This is a genomic window from Flavobacterium hungaricum, from assembly GCF_015182285.1.
GTDB classification, from domain to species: Bacteria; Bacteroidota; Bacteroidia; order Flavobacteriales; family Flavobacteriaceae; genus Flavobacterium; species Flavobacterium hungaricum.
In genome coordinates, this window is the sequence record NZ_PRDM01000005.1 from 275655 (window position 1) to 291628 (window position 15974).

Consider the following 15974-nt stretch of genomic DNA (forward strand, 5'->3'; position numbering starts at 1 on the left):
ATGACTTGAAAATTGGTTTTCAAACTTGAAACGGTTAATAGCTTTTTTGTTTTGTTTCAGATTTTCTTTGTTTCAGGTTTTCTTTGTTTCAGGTTTTCTTTGTTTCAGGTTTCAGGTTTCAGGTTGTGTAAATGACTTGAAAATTGGTTTTAAACTTGAAACGGTTAATAGCTTTTTTGTTCTATTTCAGATTTTCTTTGTTTCAAGTTTCAGATGCTCCGATTAACTTGAAACCTGAAACCTGAAACCTGAAACCTGAAACCTGAAACCTAAAACCTGAAACTTGAATTTTTCTTATCGAAACTTCTCTACCAATCTATTATCTAAACTGATCAGAAAATCTTTTCCGTAGGTGCCGTTTTCTAACTCATCATACAGAAACTGTGGCAGTGTTTTTTCGCAATCTTTTTTCTGACTTAAAATCGCCATGCACAAAGCGGCTACGGTATCGGTGTCGCCCCCAAAATCAATTCCTTGTTTCAAACAATCTTGCATTGAATCGGCTTCAGAAACGATTTTAAGAACAGCCTGCGTGGTAAAATAACCGTGCATGTCAATGGGCGAAGTCACTTTATAGATTTCTTTTTCTTTTAAAGTATCGTTTACAAAATCGATTAACGAACTTTTATCTCCCAATTGATATTTGTAAAAATGAACGGCTAAAGCAATTCTTTTGGCACAACTGATCCCTTCTGCCGTATTGTGAGAGGTTTTGGCCTGAATCTCGCAAAAATCAAGTATCTGTGGTATCTCTTTCAGTAATCCGATTGAGTAGGCTCGCATCGCAGAGCCGTTCCCGCTGCTTCTATTGTCAATGATTTTCAAGAAATCATTTCCGTTTTTACTGGCATCTAAGGCATTATAAACACGATCAGAATAACCTCTTCTTTTATCTCTGTGAAAAACTTCTACAAATTTATCAGCCACTTTAACTTCATTCCAGTTATCCTCTTCTAACAAAAGTTCGGTGATCGCAATTGCCATTTGTGTATCATCAGTATATCTTTTGTAGATTTCAGTATACATACCGTGTTTAAGATATTGCGTTACATCATTGTTTTTAATTATGTAATCTAACTCCTGAAATTCAAATCCTGCACCGTATGCATCTCCTATTGCTGCTTCTAATATCATTTTTTGGCTTTTATTAATGGATTAAATTCTTTAATGCTGTTGTTAATTGTTCTAAGTTTTCAAAAGTTGGAATTCCTTTTCGTTTACAGACAATATCAATATTTCCTTTTCTCCAAAAACCTTCTTCACAGCACACCAGCATCTTTTTGGAATCGGCAAACAATCCGAGTTCGAGCATTGAAATAGGCGATTTAGAGTTTTTATCAAAAAACATGATAATGAAGTCTGATTTTTCTAAGGCGTCTAGTTCCCAATTCACCTGATCGCTGAATTGTTTGTTTTCGATGGACTGAACCGAGCTCGAATCCCAATTGGTTCTTCTTGGGTTTAAAACAACAATTTCTTTTTCTTTGTAAAAATGCTGGAAATCATCGATTACTTTTTGCTGCCAATCTTCAGAATTTCCCATTTCTATTGTTCCAGCCAGAAATATTTTGATTCCTTTTTCTTCAATTTCACTGACTGGATAAAGTACTTTCATAACAATTGATTTAATTCAATTTTTTCATTTGAAGATCTGTTCAAACTGCTTAAAGTTTGTTTTCTTTTCAGAACTATCAAATACTGCAAAAACAACCTTTTTAAAAGCAGCTGCATATTTTGCTGTGATAATTTCTTTGAACATCTTCGCCACATCTTTAGGCTCATTTCTAAAAACCCCGCAGCCCCAGGCTCCCAAAATCAGGGTGTCAATATTTTGTTTTACTGCAATTGCTAAGACTTTATCCATTCTGTTTTTAAAAACCTCTTCTGTTTTAGCAATTTCTTCTTTCCTGTTGTGCTGCAGCATCGCGCCTTTGTTCGGTGCTGGTGCCGTAATCACGTCTGCGACAAATGGTTTGTCAAAATAATTGCCATTATCGTCATTCCAAAACAAAACCTTCGGACTATAAATCATGTACTCTGAATATAAAAACGAAGACTGATTTCTGTTAAAGTCATACATTGTTTTGTCTTTAATCTGCGTTTCATAAAGGCTCGATGATCTTGCCAGACTTTCTTCCTGTGCAGATGCCCCGCCTAGAAATCCGCCGCCCGGATTTTTTGCAGAAGCAAAATTCAAAACCCCGATTTTACCGATTTTCTCTTCGACAAGAGCTTCAATTGTAGAACAGTTTTTGATTACAATTTCTGTTTCAAACTTATTTTCAATTGGTGTATTTAAAATTGCATTCCAATCCTCTGGCGCAATGGTGAACGTATTTTTATTCGACTCTTCGAGTTCTTTTTCTATAAGGATCTTTTTTCCTTTGTATTCATAAAAACCATTTTTAATGATTTCTAAGGTATTATTTGCTATTGCTGCTCTATCATTTTTATTCATAATTCTAATTTTACAACCTCGACGTTTTCTCCTTCAAAATCTTTAAAAGAGTTGGTTGTGAAAATACCGTCGAAGCAGTTTAAAACTTCAAAACCTTTATTGAAAATTCCGTGGCTTACCGCTAAGTATAATTTTCCGGCGTTTTTCTTTTTTAATTCTTCCGCTAATCCTACAAAAGTTCCTCCTCCGTCGCAGATGTCATCTACAATTAAACAATCGATCCCCTGCAGATCGTCTTCATACACTTTAAAACCAGATAATTTTCCAGTTTTTACATCACGGCTTTTACTGCATTCTACAACTTCAACACCGCCTAAAAACTCAGATACTTTATAAATTTTCTTTAAAGCGCCGCCGTCTGGAGAAATCAGTTTTACATTGCCGCCAATTCTGCTTATCACTTCTTTTATAAAACTATAATTTGGAATTACAGTACTGTTATTTAAAAGTGCTGGAGTCACTTCTGAATGCGCATCAAAAACATAAACTTTATGCAATTGCATCGCATTGATGATATCGGCATACACTTTTACAGACAATGGCTCTCCTGGAATCATAACACGATCTTGTCTCGCCGCCGGAAAATACGGAATAAACAACTCGATAATCTTAACATCCATTCTGCGTAAAGCATCCACCGTAACACACAATAATCCTAAATCGTTAAAAGAATTTAATCGGTGTGTAATGGTTACTTTTCTGTTGGGATCAAAATCTGGGGCGATTTTAATATGCGGTTCTCCTCCAGAGAAAGTAAAACTTTGAAATTTGATTTCTTCCTGATTTTGAAAAGGAGCGAATTTTGGGTCGAGATTTAGTATCATAGTTTTTAGGTTTGCGTTAATTATACGCAAATGTAGAATTTAATTTTTAATAAACAATTTATTTTGTGTAAAAATTACGCAAACTTTATTTCGAAGTGGAACCCTTCTTTAGCTAATTCATTATATTTCAATTTGTTAAATCGAAATAATTTTGCTGGACGGCCTGTTTTTATTGGCGAATAATTTTCTGTTTCTTCGACAATTCCGAAACTGAGGATTTTTTTTCGGAAGTTTCTGCGTTCGATTTCTTTTTCTAAAATCGTGCAGTATAAGTTTTCAAGCTCAGAAAAAAGGAATTCTTTCGGAAGCAGATCAAAACCGATTGGTTCATATGTCAGCTTGGATTTTAAACGTTCTACTGCTTTTTTAAGAATGCTGTTATGATCAAATGCCAGTTTGGGAACTTCATTAATCTTGAACCATTGTACTTTTTCGGCATCAGAATCGGCTTTGATTTCTAGTTTTGAAGGATCAACCAAAGCAAAATACGCCACCGAAACCACACGGTTTCTAGGATCTCTTTCAACATCATCTCCAAACGTAAACAATTGTTCAAAATAATCAACATCGACATTGGTTTCTTCTTTAAGCTCTCGCTTTACCGCATCTTTTAGAGACTCATCATTTTTTACCAATCCGCCGGGTAAAGCCCAATACGAATTGGTAGAACCAAATTTCTGCTGAATCAACAGTACATATAACTGACTGTTTTGATAGCCAAAAACAATGGCATCAACAGCTACTCGAATATTTTGTAGATTTTCCATAATCATACTATTTATATTGTTTGCCACGAATTGCACTAATTTTCACGAATTAATTATAGCTGATGGCAAAAAAATTAGTGGAATTCGTATAATTAGTGGCTAAAAAAACTATAATCTATTTCCAAAAAACAATTTGAGTTCTTTCTCTATCACATCAAAAATTGATTTGACATTATTGTTTTTTGGAGCTAACAAATACACAAATTCTTCTGGAACGTGAAAACTATTCCAAACTAACTGCAGTTTATTTTCTTTGATGTAATTTCTCGCGTTACAGTTCCACGTTACTGCCACACCTTCATTTTTGGCTAAAAGCCGTAACATTTCAGATTCTGATGGAATGATATAATTAGGAACCATTGATGGTCTTTTTTTATTAAAAGCATGTAACCAGAACAATTTGATATGCGGAATTCTGGCATCATGGCTGTACCATTTTTGTTCGTTAAGCCATTTTTCTATTTCGGTATAATTATCTGCTTTTAACTTAGAACGGAAATCGGTTATGTCCAAATTTGTGGGCGCAACCATGATGAGTTTAATTTTTCCGACAATTTCATAAGTCGTATCAAAAGTATCAAACCTTTTTGTGGTAATGGCAAAATCCAGCTTTTTAGAATCTACTAAAGCAAAAAGTTCGTCATTTTCTGCAAAAGTAAAATCGATTAAATCAAATTTTGAAATGAGAAGATTTCCAACGCAGTCAAAAAGATGTTTGGAGATTCCGATAGAAATTAATCGGTTTGCATCTTCTGCTTTGGCGCGAAAACCAGTTTCGACACTTTCAAGACGATCGAGCGCGTCTATTATCAAATTATTCAGTAACTTAGCATATTCCGTTGGCTCAACTCCTTTTGATTTCCTGTTGAATAATTTATTTCCAACATGGGCTTCGAGCATTGAAATCTGCTGACTAACGGCAGGCTGACTCATAAACAACTCTTTTGCCGCCACCGAAAAATTTCCGTTTTTATAGACTGCCTTAAATGTTCTGTACCATTCGAGATTTACCATGACATAAATTTATTTATAACAAACATAGTTTATTTTATTTTTACTGATATCACATAAGACGTAAATTTGTTCGAAATTTAATATTATGAAGAAAATAGCATTACTCGCAATAATTGCATTTACAGTCGTAAGCACATCGGCTTTGGCTCAAAAATCAAATAAAAAAGGTATGAAAAAAGTATTATTTGTTGTGACCAGCAACGATAAACTGGGCAACACAGGAGAGAAAACAGGATTTTGGTCAGAAGAATTTGCTGCGCCATATTATGAATTATTAGATCAGGGAGTTGAAATTACGATTGCTTCTCCGCTTGGAGGCCAGCCGCCAATTGATCCAAAAAGTGCTGATCCGTCATCTGCAACAGAAGACACCAAACGTTTTGACGCTGATAAAGCGTTACAAGAAAAATTAAAAAACACTTTAAAACTTTCTACAATTAACCAGAAAGATTATGATGCTGTTTTTTATCCAGGAGGACACGGTCCGCTTTGGGATTTGGTAGAAGATAAAAATTCTATCGCCTTAATAGAATCTTTTTATACACACAATAAACCTGTCGCTTTTGTTTGTCACGCACCAGCTGTATTGAAAAACGTAAAAGTAAAAGGGGAATATTTGGTAAAAGGCAAAAAAATAACTGGTTTTACCAATGAAGAAGAGGAAGCTGTCGGCTTGACAAAAGTGGTTCCGTTTTTATTAGAAGACGCTTTATCATCAAACGGAGGCGTTTTTTCTAAAGGACCAAACTGGGCACCTTATGCTGTTGAAGATGGTCTTTTAATTACAGGCCAAAATCCAGCTTCGTCTAAATTAGTAGCTGGAAAATTGCTTGCTAAATTGGGTAAATAAAAGACACTAAGGTTCTGAGATGCTAAGCTGCTAAGTTTTTTACAAACTTTGTGGCTTAGTAACTCAGAATCTTTGCAAATCAGAATCTTAAAAAAATTAAATAACATACTGCTAAGCTTTAAAGAGGAAAACCTTAGAACCTCACAATCTTAGCAGCTTAGAACCTTAAAAAAAAATGCTCAACTTTGAATTATACAATCCGACGAATTTAATCTTCGGAAAAGGACAAATTGAAAAACTTTCGACATTGGTTCCAAAAGACGCAAAAGTACTTTTGGCTTACGGCGGGGGAAGTATCTTTAAAAACGGAATTTACGATCAGGTAACTGCAGCACTAAAAGGTTTTGAAATTGTTGAATTTGGCGGTATCGAACCAAATCCGCGTTTTGAAACTTTGATGAAAGCGGTTGCTGTTATTAAAGCTGAAAAAATTGATTTTATCTTGGCTGTTGGCGGCGGTTCTGTAATTGACGGTGTGAAATTTATTTCAGCTGCTGTTAATTTTGAAGGAAATCCGATTGACATTCTTCAAAAAAGAATCCTGATTAAAGAAAATGCCATGCCTTTTGGAACTGTTTTGACTCTTCCGGCAACGGGAAGCGAAATGAATTCTGGATATGTGGTAACGATTGAGGCGACTCAGGAAAAATTGTCTTCTGGCGGAAGCGCTTTGTTTCCACAATTTTCAATCTGCGACCCGACGGTTATTGCTTCTTTACCAAAAAGACAAATCGAAAATGGTGTTGTAGATGCGTATACGCACGTTATGGAGCAGTATTTAACGTATCCTACTGACGCTTTTCTTCAGGACAGAATTGCCGAAGGCGTGCTGCAGACTTTAATTGAAGTCGGCCCTGGAATTGTAAAAAATCCAACCGATTATACTTTGGCTTCCAACTTTATGTGGAGCTGTACTATGGCTTTAAACGGATTGATCCAGAAAGGTGTTCCAAGCGATTGGGCAACGCACATGATTGGTCATGAATTGACAGCTCTTTACGAAATTGATCACGCGAGAACTTTGGCGATTATCGGCCCAAGTTTATATACGGTAATGTTCGAAAGCAAAAAAGGCAAACTGGCACAATACGGAAGAAGAATTTTCAACCTTACAGGTTCTGATGAAGAAGTGGCAAAAGAAGCGATCAGCAAAACGGTTGAATTTTTTCACACGATGGGAATGGATACGAAACTTTCGCAATACACAGAAGATTATTCTAAAACAGCAGATTTTATCGTAAAACGTTTTGACGAAAGAGGCTGGAAAGGTCTGGGAGAAAAACAATTGGTAACTTTAGACAAAGTAAAATCGATTGTTGAGCTTAGTTACTAAAAAGATAAATTCTAAGTTTCAATCTTAAGGAGAATATTCGATTCAATATTTTCTAATTTTCATAAAAAAAGGCGTTCATACTACTATAGAACGCCTTTTTAATACTACTAAACAAAACTAACTAACTGAGTTTTTGTCAACATTAAAATTTTTTAATGTACAATAGCAATAACGCAGGAAAAAAATATTTATTGTATAAAGCGTTAAAAAAATTCTATTTTTTTCAAACCCAAAGAAATGCAATGCTTATTTACCAGATAAATCTCTAGAAAACATAAGGAATTCGCAAAAACTCATTTAGATTCTTCTGGCGAACTTTATTTACAATGACAATGTTATAATAATCAAACTTTGCTTCTGAAAGTCCTCAGGATTACGGTTCAATTTAGAGTTTAGAGAACATCACACATTACTGCTCCAAAGGGTTTTGCATGGATTCTAAAACTTTTTTAATGTTATTATAATTAAAGGGCTGTTTAAAATTTCTTAAATCAGATTTTGCTTTATTGGCACATTATTAAGTACTTTTGTTTTAAATTATTAAAATAATGAGCGAAAATCTAAAATTTGCAGTAATTGGTGGTGGAAGCTGGGCAACGGCAATTGCAAAAATGTTGTGTGTAAATCTTTCCGAAATTTCGTGGTATATGCGTAATGATGCTGCAATAGAGCACATTCTGAAATACAAACACAATCCAAACTATTTAAGTTCAGTCGAATTTGATATTAACAAACTTAAATTAACGAATAATATTAACGAAGCTGTAGCGTATGCAGACTATATCATTTTTGCGATTCCGTCTGCGTTTCTAGATGCTGAACTTCAAAATCTTACAGTTTCACTAGCGGATAAAATTATTTTTTCTGCTATCAAAGGAATTGTTCCCGAAACGAGCTTAATTGTCGGTGAGCATTTCCACATTCAATACGATATCCCTTACTACAATATTGGTGTAATTACAGGTCCCTGCCATGCCGAAGAGGTGGCATTAGAAAGACTTTCGTATTTAACAATTGCCTGCGGTGATCCGGACAAGGCTAAAATTGTAGCCAAATCTCTTTCTGGAAATTATATTAAAGCAAAAATCTCAGATGATATTATCGGAACGGAATATGCCGCGATGTTGAAAAACATTTACGCTATCGCTGCCGGAATTGCTCATGGTTTAGGTTATGGCGATAATTTTCAATCGGTGATGATGAGTAACGGAATCCGTGAAATGAAAAAATTCATTAGAAAAGTACACAAAATGAAACGTAACATTAATGATTCGGCCTACCTAGGCGATTTATTGGTTACAGGATATTCTGTATTCTCCAGAAACAGAATGTTCGGAAATATGATCGGAAAAGGTTACACTGTAAAAAGTGCCATGATGGAAATGAGCATGGTTGCCGAAGGTTATTATGCCACAAAAAGTGCCTATAAACTAAATCAAGGTTACGGAGCAAAAACGCCAATTATCGATGCCGTTTATGCAGTTTTATATGAAGGAAAAGATGCAAAATCGGTATTTAAGAAACTAACAGAATCTTTAGATTAAAGTTTTTTAGAGAATAGAATACAAAAAAGAGTCGGAGTATTTCCGGCTCTTTTTTTTGTTTACAAGTGTCTTTAAAATTTAATCAGCCAATAAATCAAAACGAATTAACGAGAAATATTTTACTTCGAAACACATCAAACCTACATCTTCCCAAAAAAAAGTTAATCTTTTAATCTTACAAAACAGCAAAAAACATCTAACTGTATCACAACATTATAACAGCATATTTTTAAAATATAAAATCACTTGATTTCTCACAAATCAGCATGCACACATTGTAACAAACTCCTTATTTGTTATTGCGTGACAAAGAATAAATGATAGTTTTGCATCACTATTTTTATTCGTTCTAATTAAAAACAGATGCGTTTTATTATATTCTTTTTCTTATTCAGTCAAATCATTTTTTCTCAAAAGGTAATTTCTGGTAAAGTTTTGTCTAAAGAAACTTCAGCGGCTTTACCGAGCGTTTTTGTCCGCGATACCAAAACAGAAAATTGGGCCATTACGGATAAAGATGGAAATTTCTCGATTACACTTCCCTACTTTCAGGATATCGAGCTTAACTTTTCTATTCTTGGAAAAAAAGAAATTAATCAAACTTTAAAAAACGATCAAAACTCGATTACGGTTTATCTAGAAGATAATACGCTTTTTCTAAAAGAAGTCGTCGTCACAGCCGAAAAAAAACGCCAGTATTCTGAATTAACGCTTGGAACAAATGCGATAAATAATGTTCAGGCCTTTTCGCTTGATGATGTTTTACAGCAGCTTCCTGGACAGACTACTGAAGATTTTAATTTGAATCAATTCAAAAATATCGTTTTTCGTACAGCATCTGATTTATCTTCTTCTAAATATTCTAAGGCTTTCGGAACTTCATTTGTAATAAATGACATTCCACTTTCGAACAACGAAAATATGCAAGCCCTAAATCCAAATTCCACTGGACCTTACGGTTATCATCGTCCAAACAGTTTCGCAGAATCAAACCAAAATGTGTTTACCAATGCCAATTACGGTGTTGATTTAAGAGAAATTCCAACTAATACTATTGAAGAAATCAAAGTTATACAGGGAATTCCTTCTGCAAAATATGGTGATTTAACTTCTGGACTTGTGTTGATAACGACAAAAGTTGGTTATAGTCCTTATCGCGTATCAGCTTCCATACGTGATGCAACTACAGAATTTAACCTTACAAAAGGTGTAAAATTCAATGCAAACAATTCAATGAATATCGGTTTTAACTATCTGGATTCTAAAACTGATCCCAGAAATAATCTTTTAAGTTATCAAAGAGTAAATGCAAATCTTTCATGGCAGACCAAAAACAACTCGTCGAAGGTTAAAAACACACTAAGCACCACATTTCGAACCAATTTGGATGATGCTAAAAGTGATCCAGATGATATTAGTGATGCTGTGGTTAAGAATGATAAAAAAGGCATTTCTATCTCGGATAATTTTATGTGGAAACTGGACAATTTATGGGTTGACGGTATCAACATAAACAGTGGTTTTTCTTATGACAAACAATTCTCTCGAAAAGAGCAATGGATGAATAGATCACTTTCGGCTGCAACTAATTCATTAGAAGAAGGAATTCATGAAGCTTATATTCTTCCTTCACAGTATACAAGTGTTAGCACAGTAGAAGGAATTCCTATTTCCTCTTTTGTAAGTATCGAAACTACAAAAGCAATTACTAATAAGGCACAGTGGGTTCATAGTTTAGTCTTTGGTATGTCTGGAAGAACAAGTTCTAACAAAGGCGCAGGCAGGAAAAGCGGCGTAAGCGGATTACAAAATTTTTACACCTTGGATCAAGGAGAAGATAGTAAACTGGGGTACAGAGATTATGATTTTAATAGGGTTAAAACAGAAAGCCAAATATCGGCTTACTTTGAAGATCGAATCTATAAAAAATTCGAAGAAGATCGGATTTTAAACATTGATTTTGGATTGCGTTATGAAAATCAGCGAGGAAATATATCACTACAGCCTCGTTTAAACTCTTCGTATTCTATAAATAAAACTTTTAGATTTAGAGGTGGATTTGGTTTATCATCAAAAGCCCCATCACTGAATCAATTATATACTGGAGAACGCTATATTGATCGATTAGTAGGGAATGGAATTTATGTTTATCCTGGAGCTTACCAGAAAGCATGGATTCAAACCATTATAACTCCTGGAGATAATTTAAATCTAAAATCTTCTAAATCTTACAAAACAGAGGGAGGAATTGATATCAGTCTTCCTTTTGCTAATATTAATTTAACGGGATATTATAATAAGCTTTTTGACGGTTTTATCAATCAGCAGCTTCCTGTGTACAAAGAGGTACCAAAAGCCGTTGTAAACGCTGTTGGTTCTGAAACTCCAACTTATGAAATCAAGGGAACTGAAAAATTCTATTATTTAACTAACAGTGTAGCAAACAATAACACTTCTGAAGATATTGGTATCGAATCTATTATCAATTTCAAAAAGATAAAAGCGTTAAATCTTGACATAAGCATGAATACTTCTTATGTTAGATCGAGTGATTTTAGCGGATCGTCAATTTATGTAAAATCATCAAATCTTCTATCTCCTGAAAAATATGGCATTTACAATTCACGACCTGTAAAAAATGAAAATTTTACGGCAAGTTTTAATTTCAATTATCATATTCCAAAAGCAGGGCTAGTCTTGTCTTTAAGAAGTGAACATATTTTACTTAAAACCAGCAATTCACCTACGAGTAATTTCCCAAATGGTTACTTAGACACTGAATTGGTTTATCACGAAATTCCAGAAGAAGAACGTACCGATCTACAAAAATATGGACATCTTATTCAAGATTATGATACGACGCAATATAAACTTGATAAAATGCTGCACAATTTTCATTTACGAGTTTCTAAAGATTTCTTAAACGGATTCAGCGTTTCATTCTATTCTACCAATTTTTTAAATCTTAAGCCTTATTACTATATAAATGGCGAAAGATATCCGTCAGATATAGCAAACTTTTCCTTTGGAACCCGACTTAATTATCAATTCTAAATCTATATACTATGAAAAAAACACTCTCTATTTTTATAATACTTTTTGGATTAATCATTCAATCCTGCAGCAATGACGATAACGAAAGTGAAGCATTAAAACCTGTAGACTTTACGGTGTCGCTTAAATACGATGCCGATTTTAACAGCTTAAATGTTAAGAAAGCAAGTGTAATAATTGTAAATACAGAAACAGCCAATAAATATACTGTAGAATCTGATGAAAATGGCACTGCCACTTTCAAACAAATTTTACCAGGAACCTATTCCATTTCTGCAACCAAAGTGATTCAGTCAGCAGAATTTACGGAGACTTTTGGTTATACTCCAACAGAAGCTGAAATCAATTTTAATGGTTCCGCAAGCAGTGTTATTGTAAATGCAGCTGCTATTACAACTAGCATCGAAATGAAAACTTCTAAAGTGGGTGACTTCGTAATTAAACAAATTTATTATGGCGGATCTGACACTAAAAAAGGAGCGGTATTCAGAGATCAGTTTATCGAAATTTACAATAACTCTAACACAGTGCAATATGCAGATGGTTTGTACATGGCACAACTTACAGGAGCGACTACCTCAACCGTTTTAACTTACTCTCAGCCAAACGGGCAGTTTGACTGGAGCAAATCAGAAGGAATGACAATGGGCAGCGAAGCCAATACAAATTACGTTTATGGAATCAACATCATTAAAATTCCTGGAAACGGCACACAATATCCTGTAGAACCAGGAAAAAGTATTGTAATTGCTCAAAACGCTATTAACCATAAAGCAAACTATGTTGACAATAATGGTAAAGCGGTTAGCATTGTAAGTCCTGAGTTGACCGTAGATTTAAGTACCGCAGATTTTGAAGCATTTTTAGGAATTTACTCTGGCAGCACCTATCAATATGATATTCAAAATCCTGCTGTTCCAGATGTAGATATCGCATATTGGGGAAATAGTAACAACGATTTGATATTAGATTCATTAGGAAGACAAGCGTATACTATTTTTAAAATGACTGATGCTGAATTTACAGCTTTGAAGAAATACAAAAACCCTAAAGGAGATGCGAGTTTGTTTCTTCAGATTCCTGTAACTGCACTTATTGATGGTGTTGACACAACGAGAGACTTAGGATCACTTTTAGTTCCTAAAAAATTACCCTCTCAGATTGATGGAGGAAATACCTACATCCCTTCTGGAGCCTATTCTTCTAAATCGGTAATGAGAAAAACGAAAACTACAATTGCCGGAAGAATTATTCTTCAGGACACTAATAATTCTACAAATGATTTTGTAGAAGTAACCGCAAATCCAAGAGGATTCAACTAAAATTTTCTTTAATGAAAATCAATAAAATTAAAATACAAAACATTAAAAGTAATGCCTGGAAATCCTGGGCATTACTTCTTTTGTTGTTTCCTTTGGTTTTTACCGCACATGCACAAGACACTATAAAAGTGCAAAATCATCTTATTGATAATCAGATTAAAAATCAAATTTTTAAATACCCAATTGTTTATACAACTCCCACTATTAAAGATTTTACTTTTACTGAGGTTTCATACGAACATCAGCAAAATGAATTCGCTCGAAAACAGATTGCAAACGAAATCAATACGTATCGATTTGCAGCGCAGGGCTATTTTACCACAAAATCTAAATGGAAGTTATTTGGCGATTTAGTCATCAAAAAAATACTAGAAAAAAATCTGGGATTTGTACTTTCTGATGATCGTGCAGAAGAGCAGGAAATTATTGCACCGCATTATTTTTACGTTCCCCGAAAAGCCGATTGGGACAATCAAGTCTATGCGCTGAGCGGCGGTTTTTCTAAAGATATTACCAACCATTTATCTGTTGCGGTTAAAGCCAATTACGGTGCTGAAAAATTCAGCAGAACTTTAGATGCAAGATCACAAATAATCAACAGAAATTTGGGTGCAGAATTGCAGATTGGCTATCAAATTTCACAAAATCACAAAGCATTTGTTCTGGGAAGTTATGCAGAAAACCAAAAAGATTTTAATTACACATACAATAACACAAGCTTAAACTACGAAGCATATCCAGAAACCTATTTACGTTTTAATGGTGGATACGGTAGAATATTGAATTATTTTAAATCTTCCGGATCTGGTTATCTATACCAAGATCTTGTAGATAAAATTGGATTGGGTTATACAATGAGAAACAAAAATTCAATTTTCACGGCATTGTATTATTCTCAGAATTCCAATAATACTTTTTATACCAATTCTCTTGATTTAACTGAAAACGAAAGAATGAAGATCAAAACAAAGTCCAATCATGCAGAATTATTTGTTTTTCATAAATGGAATAAAAAAGAAATTCAATCTACTTTACAGTTTGATCAAAGCGAAGCTCGAAATTTTGACAAACAAAGTAACGGTTACAATTACACCAATTCATTAAATAAAATAAATTGGACTACTTCAATTGCAAAAAGGACAGTTTCTAAAATTGATTATTTATTCGGTTTAAATATGTTGTATCAGCAAAATGAATATGATGATATTTTAGCTGCAGCTCATATCGAATTAAATTCGTTAAACACCGGAATATTTGGAAGTAAAGATTTCGCTTTTCAAAAAAGTAAATTGAATACAACGGTAAGTTTTAATATGTATTTCCCGCTTCCATCAAAACTAGAATATTACGACACTTCAGGCGGGACAAATGCCCGATTTTTTGATGAAGTGATTATTCACGATTACGCAGTGAATACAACCAATTATTTTGCACCGGCATTGCGATTAGAATACAGCTATCCGGTAAAAAACAATAAAACAGTGGTTTTCTTTACGAATCTGAAAGAAAAAATCGCACTTAAAAAACAAACTGATTATCCAGTCAGCATTAATACCAATACCACCTACTGGGTTCAAATGGGTGTACAATTAAATTATTAAAAAATGAAATCAAGATTTATTGCTGTCATGGCAATGCTGTTTTCCCTTGCTATTCTTTCTTATACTAAGATTGAATCTAATTTTACGATTTCAGAATTAAAAGCGCTTTACAGCAGCGGTGATTATCAAAAATGGCCAAAACCAGAAGTTGACTCGATTGTTTACGCGCAGGGTTTTGAAGACATCGGAACTTTAGGCAAACCTGAATTCCCCGAAAAGAATCCGTATACCGAAGAAAAAGCCGAATTAGGGAAAGTACTCTTCTTTGATCCTAGATTGTCCAAATCCGGACAAATATCGTGTGCCAACTGCCACGATCCTGAATTAAGCTGGGGCGACGCCAAAAGAGTTTCATACGGGGAAGGCAGACAGCAGGGAATTAGAAATTCTCCAAGTTTAATGAACATCGCGTATTCTAAAGTTTTCTTTTGGGACGGAAGGGCGGCAACTCTAGAAGATCAGGCGAGTTTCCCGATTCAGGATACTAAAGAAATGAATTTTCACATTGACTTAGCCACAAAACGATTGAACAAAATAAAAGGTTACAAACCGTATTTTAAAAAGGCTTTTGGCAAAGAAAAACTAACGCAGCAAGAAATTCTAAAAGCAATTGCTACTTTCGAAAGAACTTTAATAAGTCCAAAAAGCAAGTTTGACAAGTTTATTGCCGGAGATTCAACTCAGTTAACGAATAGACAAGTTGAAGGATTGCATTTATTCCGTACCAAAGCAAGATGCATCAACTGTCATAATACCGCAAATTTCACGGATAATAAATTTCATAATATTGGTTTAACCTATTACGGAAGAGAATACGAAGATTTGGGAAGATACAATGTAACTAAAAAAGCAGAAAATGTAGGCGAATTTAAAACGCAGTCTTTACGAGGCGTTTCTCAAAATGCGCCTTATATGCACAATGGTTTATTTCCAAATTTACGCGGTGTTTTAAACATGTACAACGCTGGAATGCCGCAGCCCAAAAGAAAAGAAAATCAATTAAACGATACTTTGTTTCCAACAACTTCTAAACTGATAAAAAAATTACAGTTGAATAAATCAGAGATGGATGCTTTAGAAGATTTTATTTCGAGTCTTTCAACAGGTGCTTATAAAATGCGTCCGCCTGTGATGCCGATGTGATTTTGAGTATTCAGTATTTTTAGTGGTCAGTATTCAGTTTTAGTGGTCAGTATTCAGTTTTTTA

13 protein-coding genes are annotated in these 15974 nt (G+C 34.3%); 7 read left to right on the forward strand and 6 right to left on the reverse strand.

The window, feature by feature from the left end:
* Window positions 1-294: 294 nt before the first annotated feature.
* The 6 genes from C4F50_RS20705 to C4F50_RS20730 form a co-directional block, all read right to left on the reverse strand.
* Window positions 295-1134, reverse strand: a complete 840-nt coding sequence (locus C4F50_RS20705) for an ADP-ribosylglycohydrolase family protein (protein WP_194140549.1) — start codon at window positions 1132-1134, stop codon at window positions 295-297.
* 13 nt (window positions 1135-1147) lie between these two features.
* Complete coding sequence (locus tag C4F50_RS20710; RefSeq protein ID WP_194140550.1) at window positions 1148-1615, reverse strand: nucleoside 2-deoxyribosyltransferase domain-containing protein; 468 nt, start codon at window positions 1613-1615, stop codon at window positions 1148-1150.
* A 24-nt stretch (window positions 1616-1639) separates the two neighbouring features.
* On the reverse strand, window positions 1640-2458 hold the full coding sequence (locus tag C4F50_RS20715; RefSeq protein ID WP_194140551.1) for a TIGR02452 family protein: 819 nt from the start codon (window positions 2456-2458) through the stop codon (window positions 1640-1642).
* Window positions 2455-3282, reverse strand: a complete 828-nt coding sequence (gene prs / locus C4F50_RS20720) for a ribose-phosphate diphosphokinase (protein ID WP_194140552.1) — start codon at window positions 3280-3282, stop codon at window positions 2455-2457. Before prs ends, C4F50_RS20715 begins: the two co-directional genes overlap by 4 nt.
* Window positions 3283-3356: 74 nt before the next feature.
* Complete coding sequence (locus C4F50_RS20725) at window positions 3357-4049, reverse strand: NUDIX hydrolase (protein ID WP_194140553.1); 693 nt, start codon at window positions 4047-4049, stop codon at window positions 3357-3359.
* A 108-nt stretch (window positions 4050-4157) separates the two neighbouring features.
* Entirely contained in the window at window positions 4158-5063 is a 906-nt protein-coding gene (locus C4F50_RS20730; protein ID WP_194140554.1) for a LysR family transcriptional regulator, read from the reverse strand.
* An 85-nt stretch (window positions 5064-5148) separates the two neighbouring features.
* On the opposite strand from C4F50_RS20730, the gene C4F50_RS20735 reads away from it, so the two are divergent.
* The 7 genes from C4F50_RS20735 to C4F50_RS20765 all read left to right on the forward strand — a co-directional run bounded on the left by C4F50_RS20735 (window position 5149) and on the right by C4F50_RS20765 (window position 15910).
* Window positions 5149-5913, forward strand: a complete 765-nt coding sequence (locus C4F50_RS20735; RefSeq protein ID WP_194140555.1) for a type 1 glutamine amidotransferase domain-containing protein — start codon at window positions 5149-5151, stop codon at window positions 5911-5913.
* Between the two features lie 175 nt (window positions 5914-6088).
* Complete coding sequence (locus tag C4F50_RS20740; RefSeq protein ID WP_194140556.1) at window positions 6089-7246, forward strand: iron-containing alcohol dehydrogenase; 1158 nt, start codon at window positions 6089-6091, stop codon at window positions 7244-7246.
* Between the two features lie 548 nt (window positions 7247-7794).
* Complete coding sequence (locus tag C4F50_RS20745) at window positions 7795-8790, forward strand: NAD(P)H-dependent glycerol-3-phosphate dehydrogenase (RefSeq protein WP_194140557.1); 996 nt, start codon at window positions 7795-7797, stop codon at window positions 8788-8790.
* A gap of 363 nt (window positions 8791-9153) precedes the next feature.
* Window positions 9154-11844 carry a TonB-dependent receptor gene (locus C4F50_RS20750; protein WP_194140558.1) on the forward strand — a complete coding sequence of 897 codons (2691 nt, stop codon included), beginning with the start codon at window positions 9154-9156 and terminating at the stop codon, window positions 11842-11844.
* An 11-nt stretch (window positions 11845-11855) separates the two neighbouring features.
* Window positions 11856-13166: a DUF4876 domain-containing protein gene (locus tag C4F50_RS20755; protein WP_194140559.1), complete on the forward strand. Its 1311-nt coding sequence runs from the start codon at window positions 11856-11858 to the stop codon at window positions 13164-13166.
* 11 nt (window positions 13167-13177) lie between these two features.
* Window positions 13178-14767 carry a DUF6850 family outer membrane beta-barrel protein gene (locus tag C4F50_RS20760; RefSeq protein WP_194140560.1) on the forward strand — a complete coding sequence of 530 codons (1590 nt, stop codon included), beginning with the start codon at window positions 13178-13180 and terminating at the stop codon, window positions 14765-14767.
* Window positions 14768-14770: 3 nt separating this feature from the next.
* Window positions 14771-15910 (forward strand): cytochrome-c peroxidase, encoded by a 1140-nt coding sequence (locus C4F50_RS20765; RefSeq protein ID WP_194140561.1) that lies wholly within the window; start codon window positions 14771-14773, stop codon window positions 15908-15910.
* The last annotated feature ends 64 nt before the right edge of the window (window positions 15911-15974 follow it).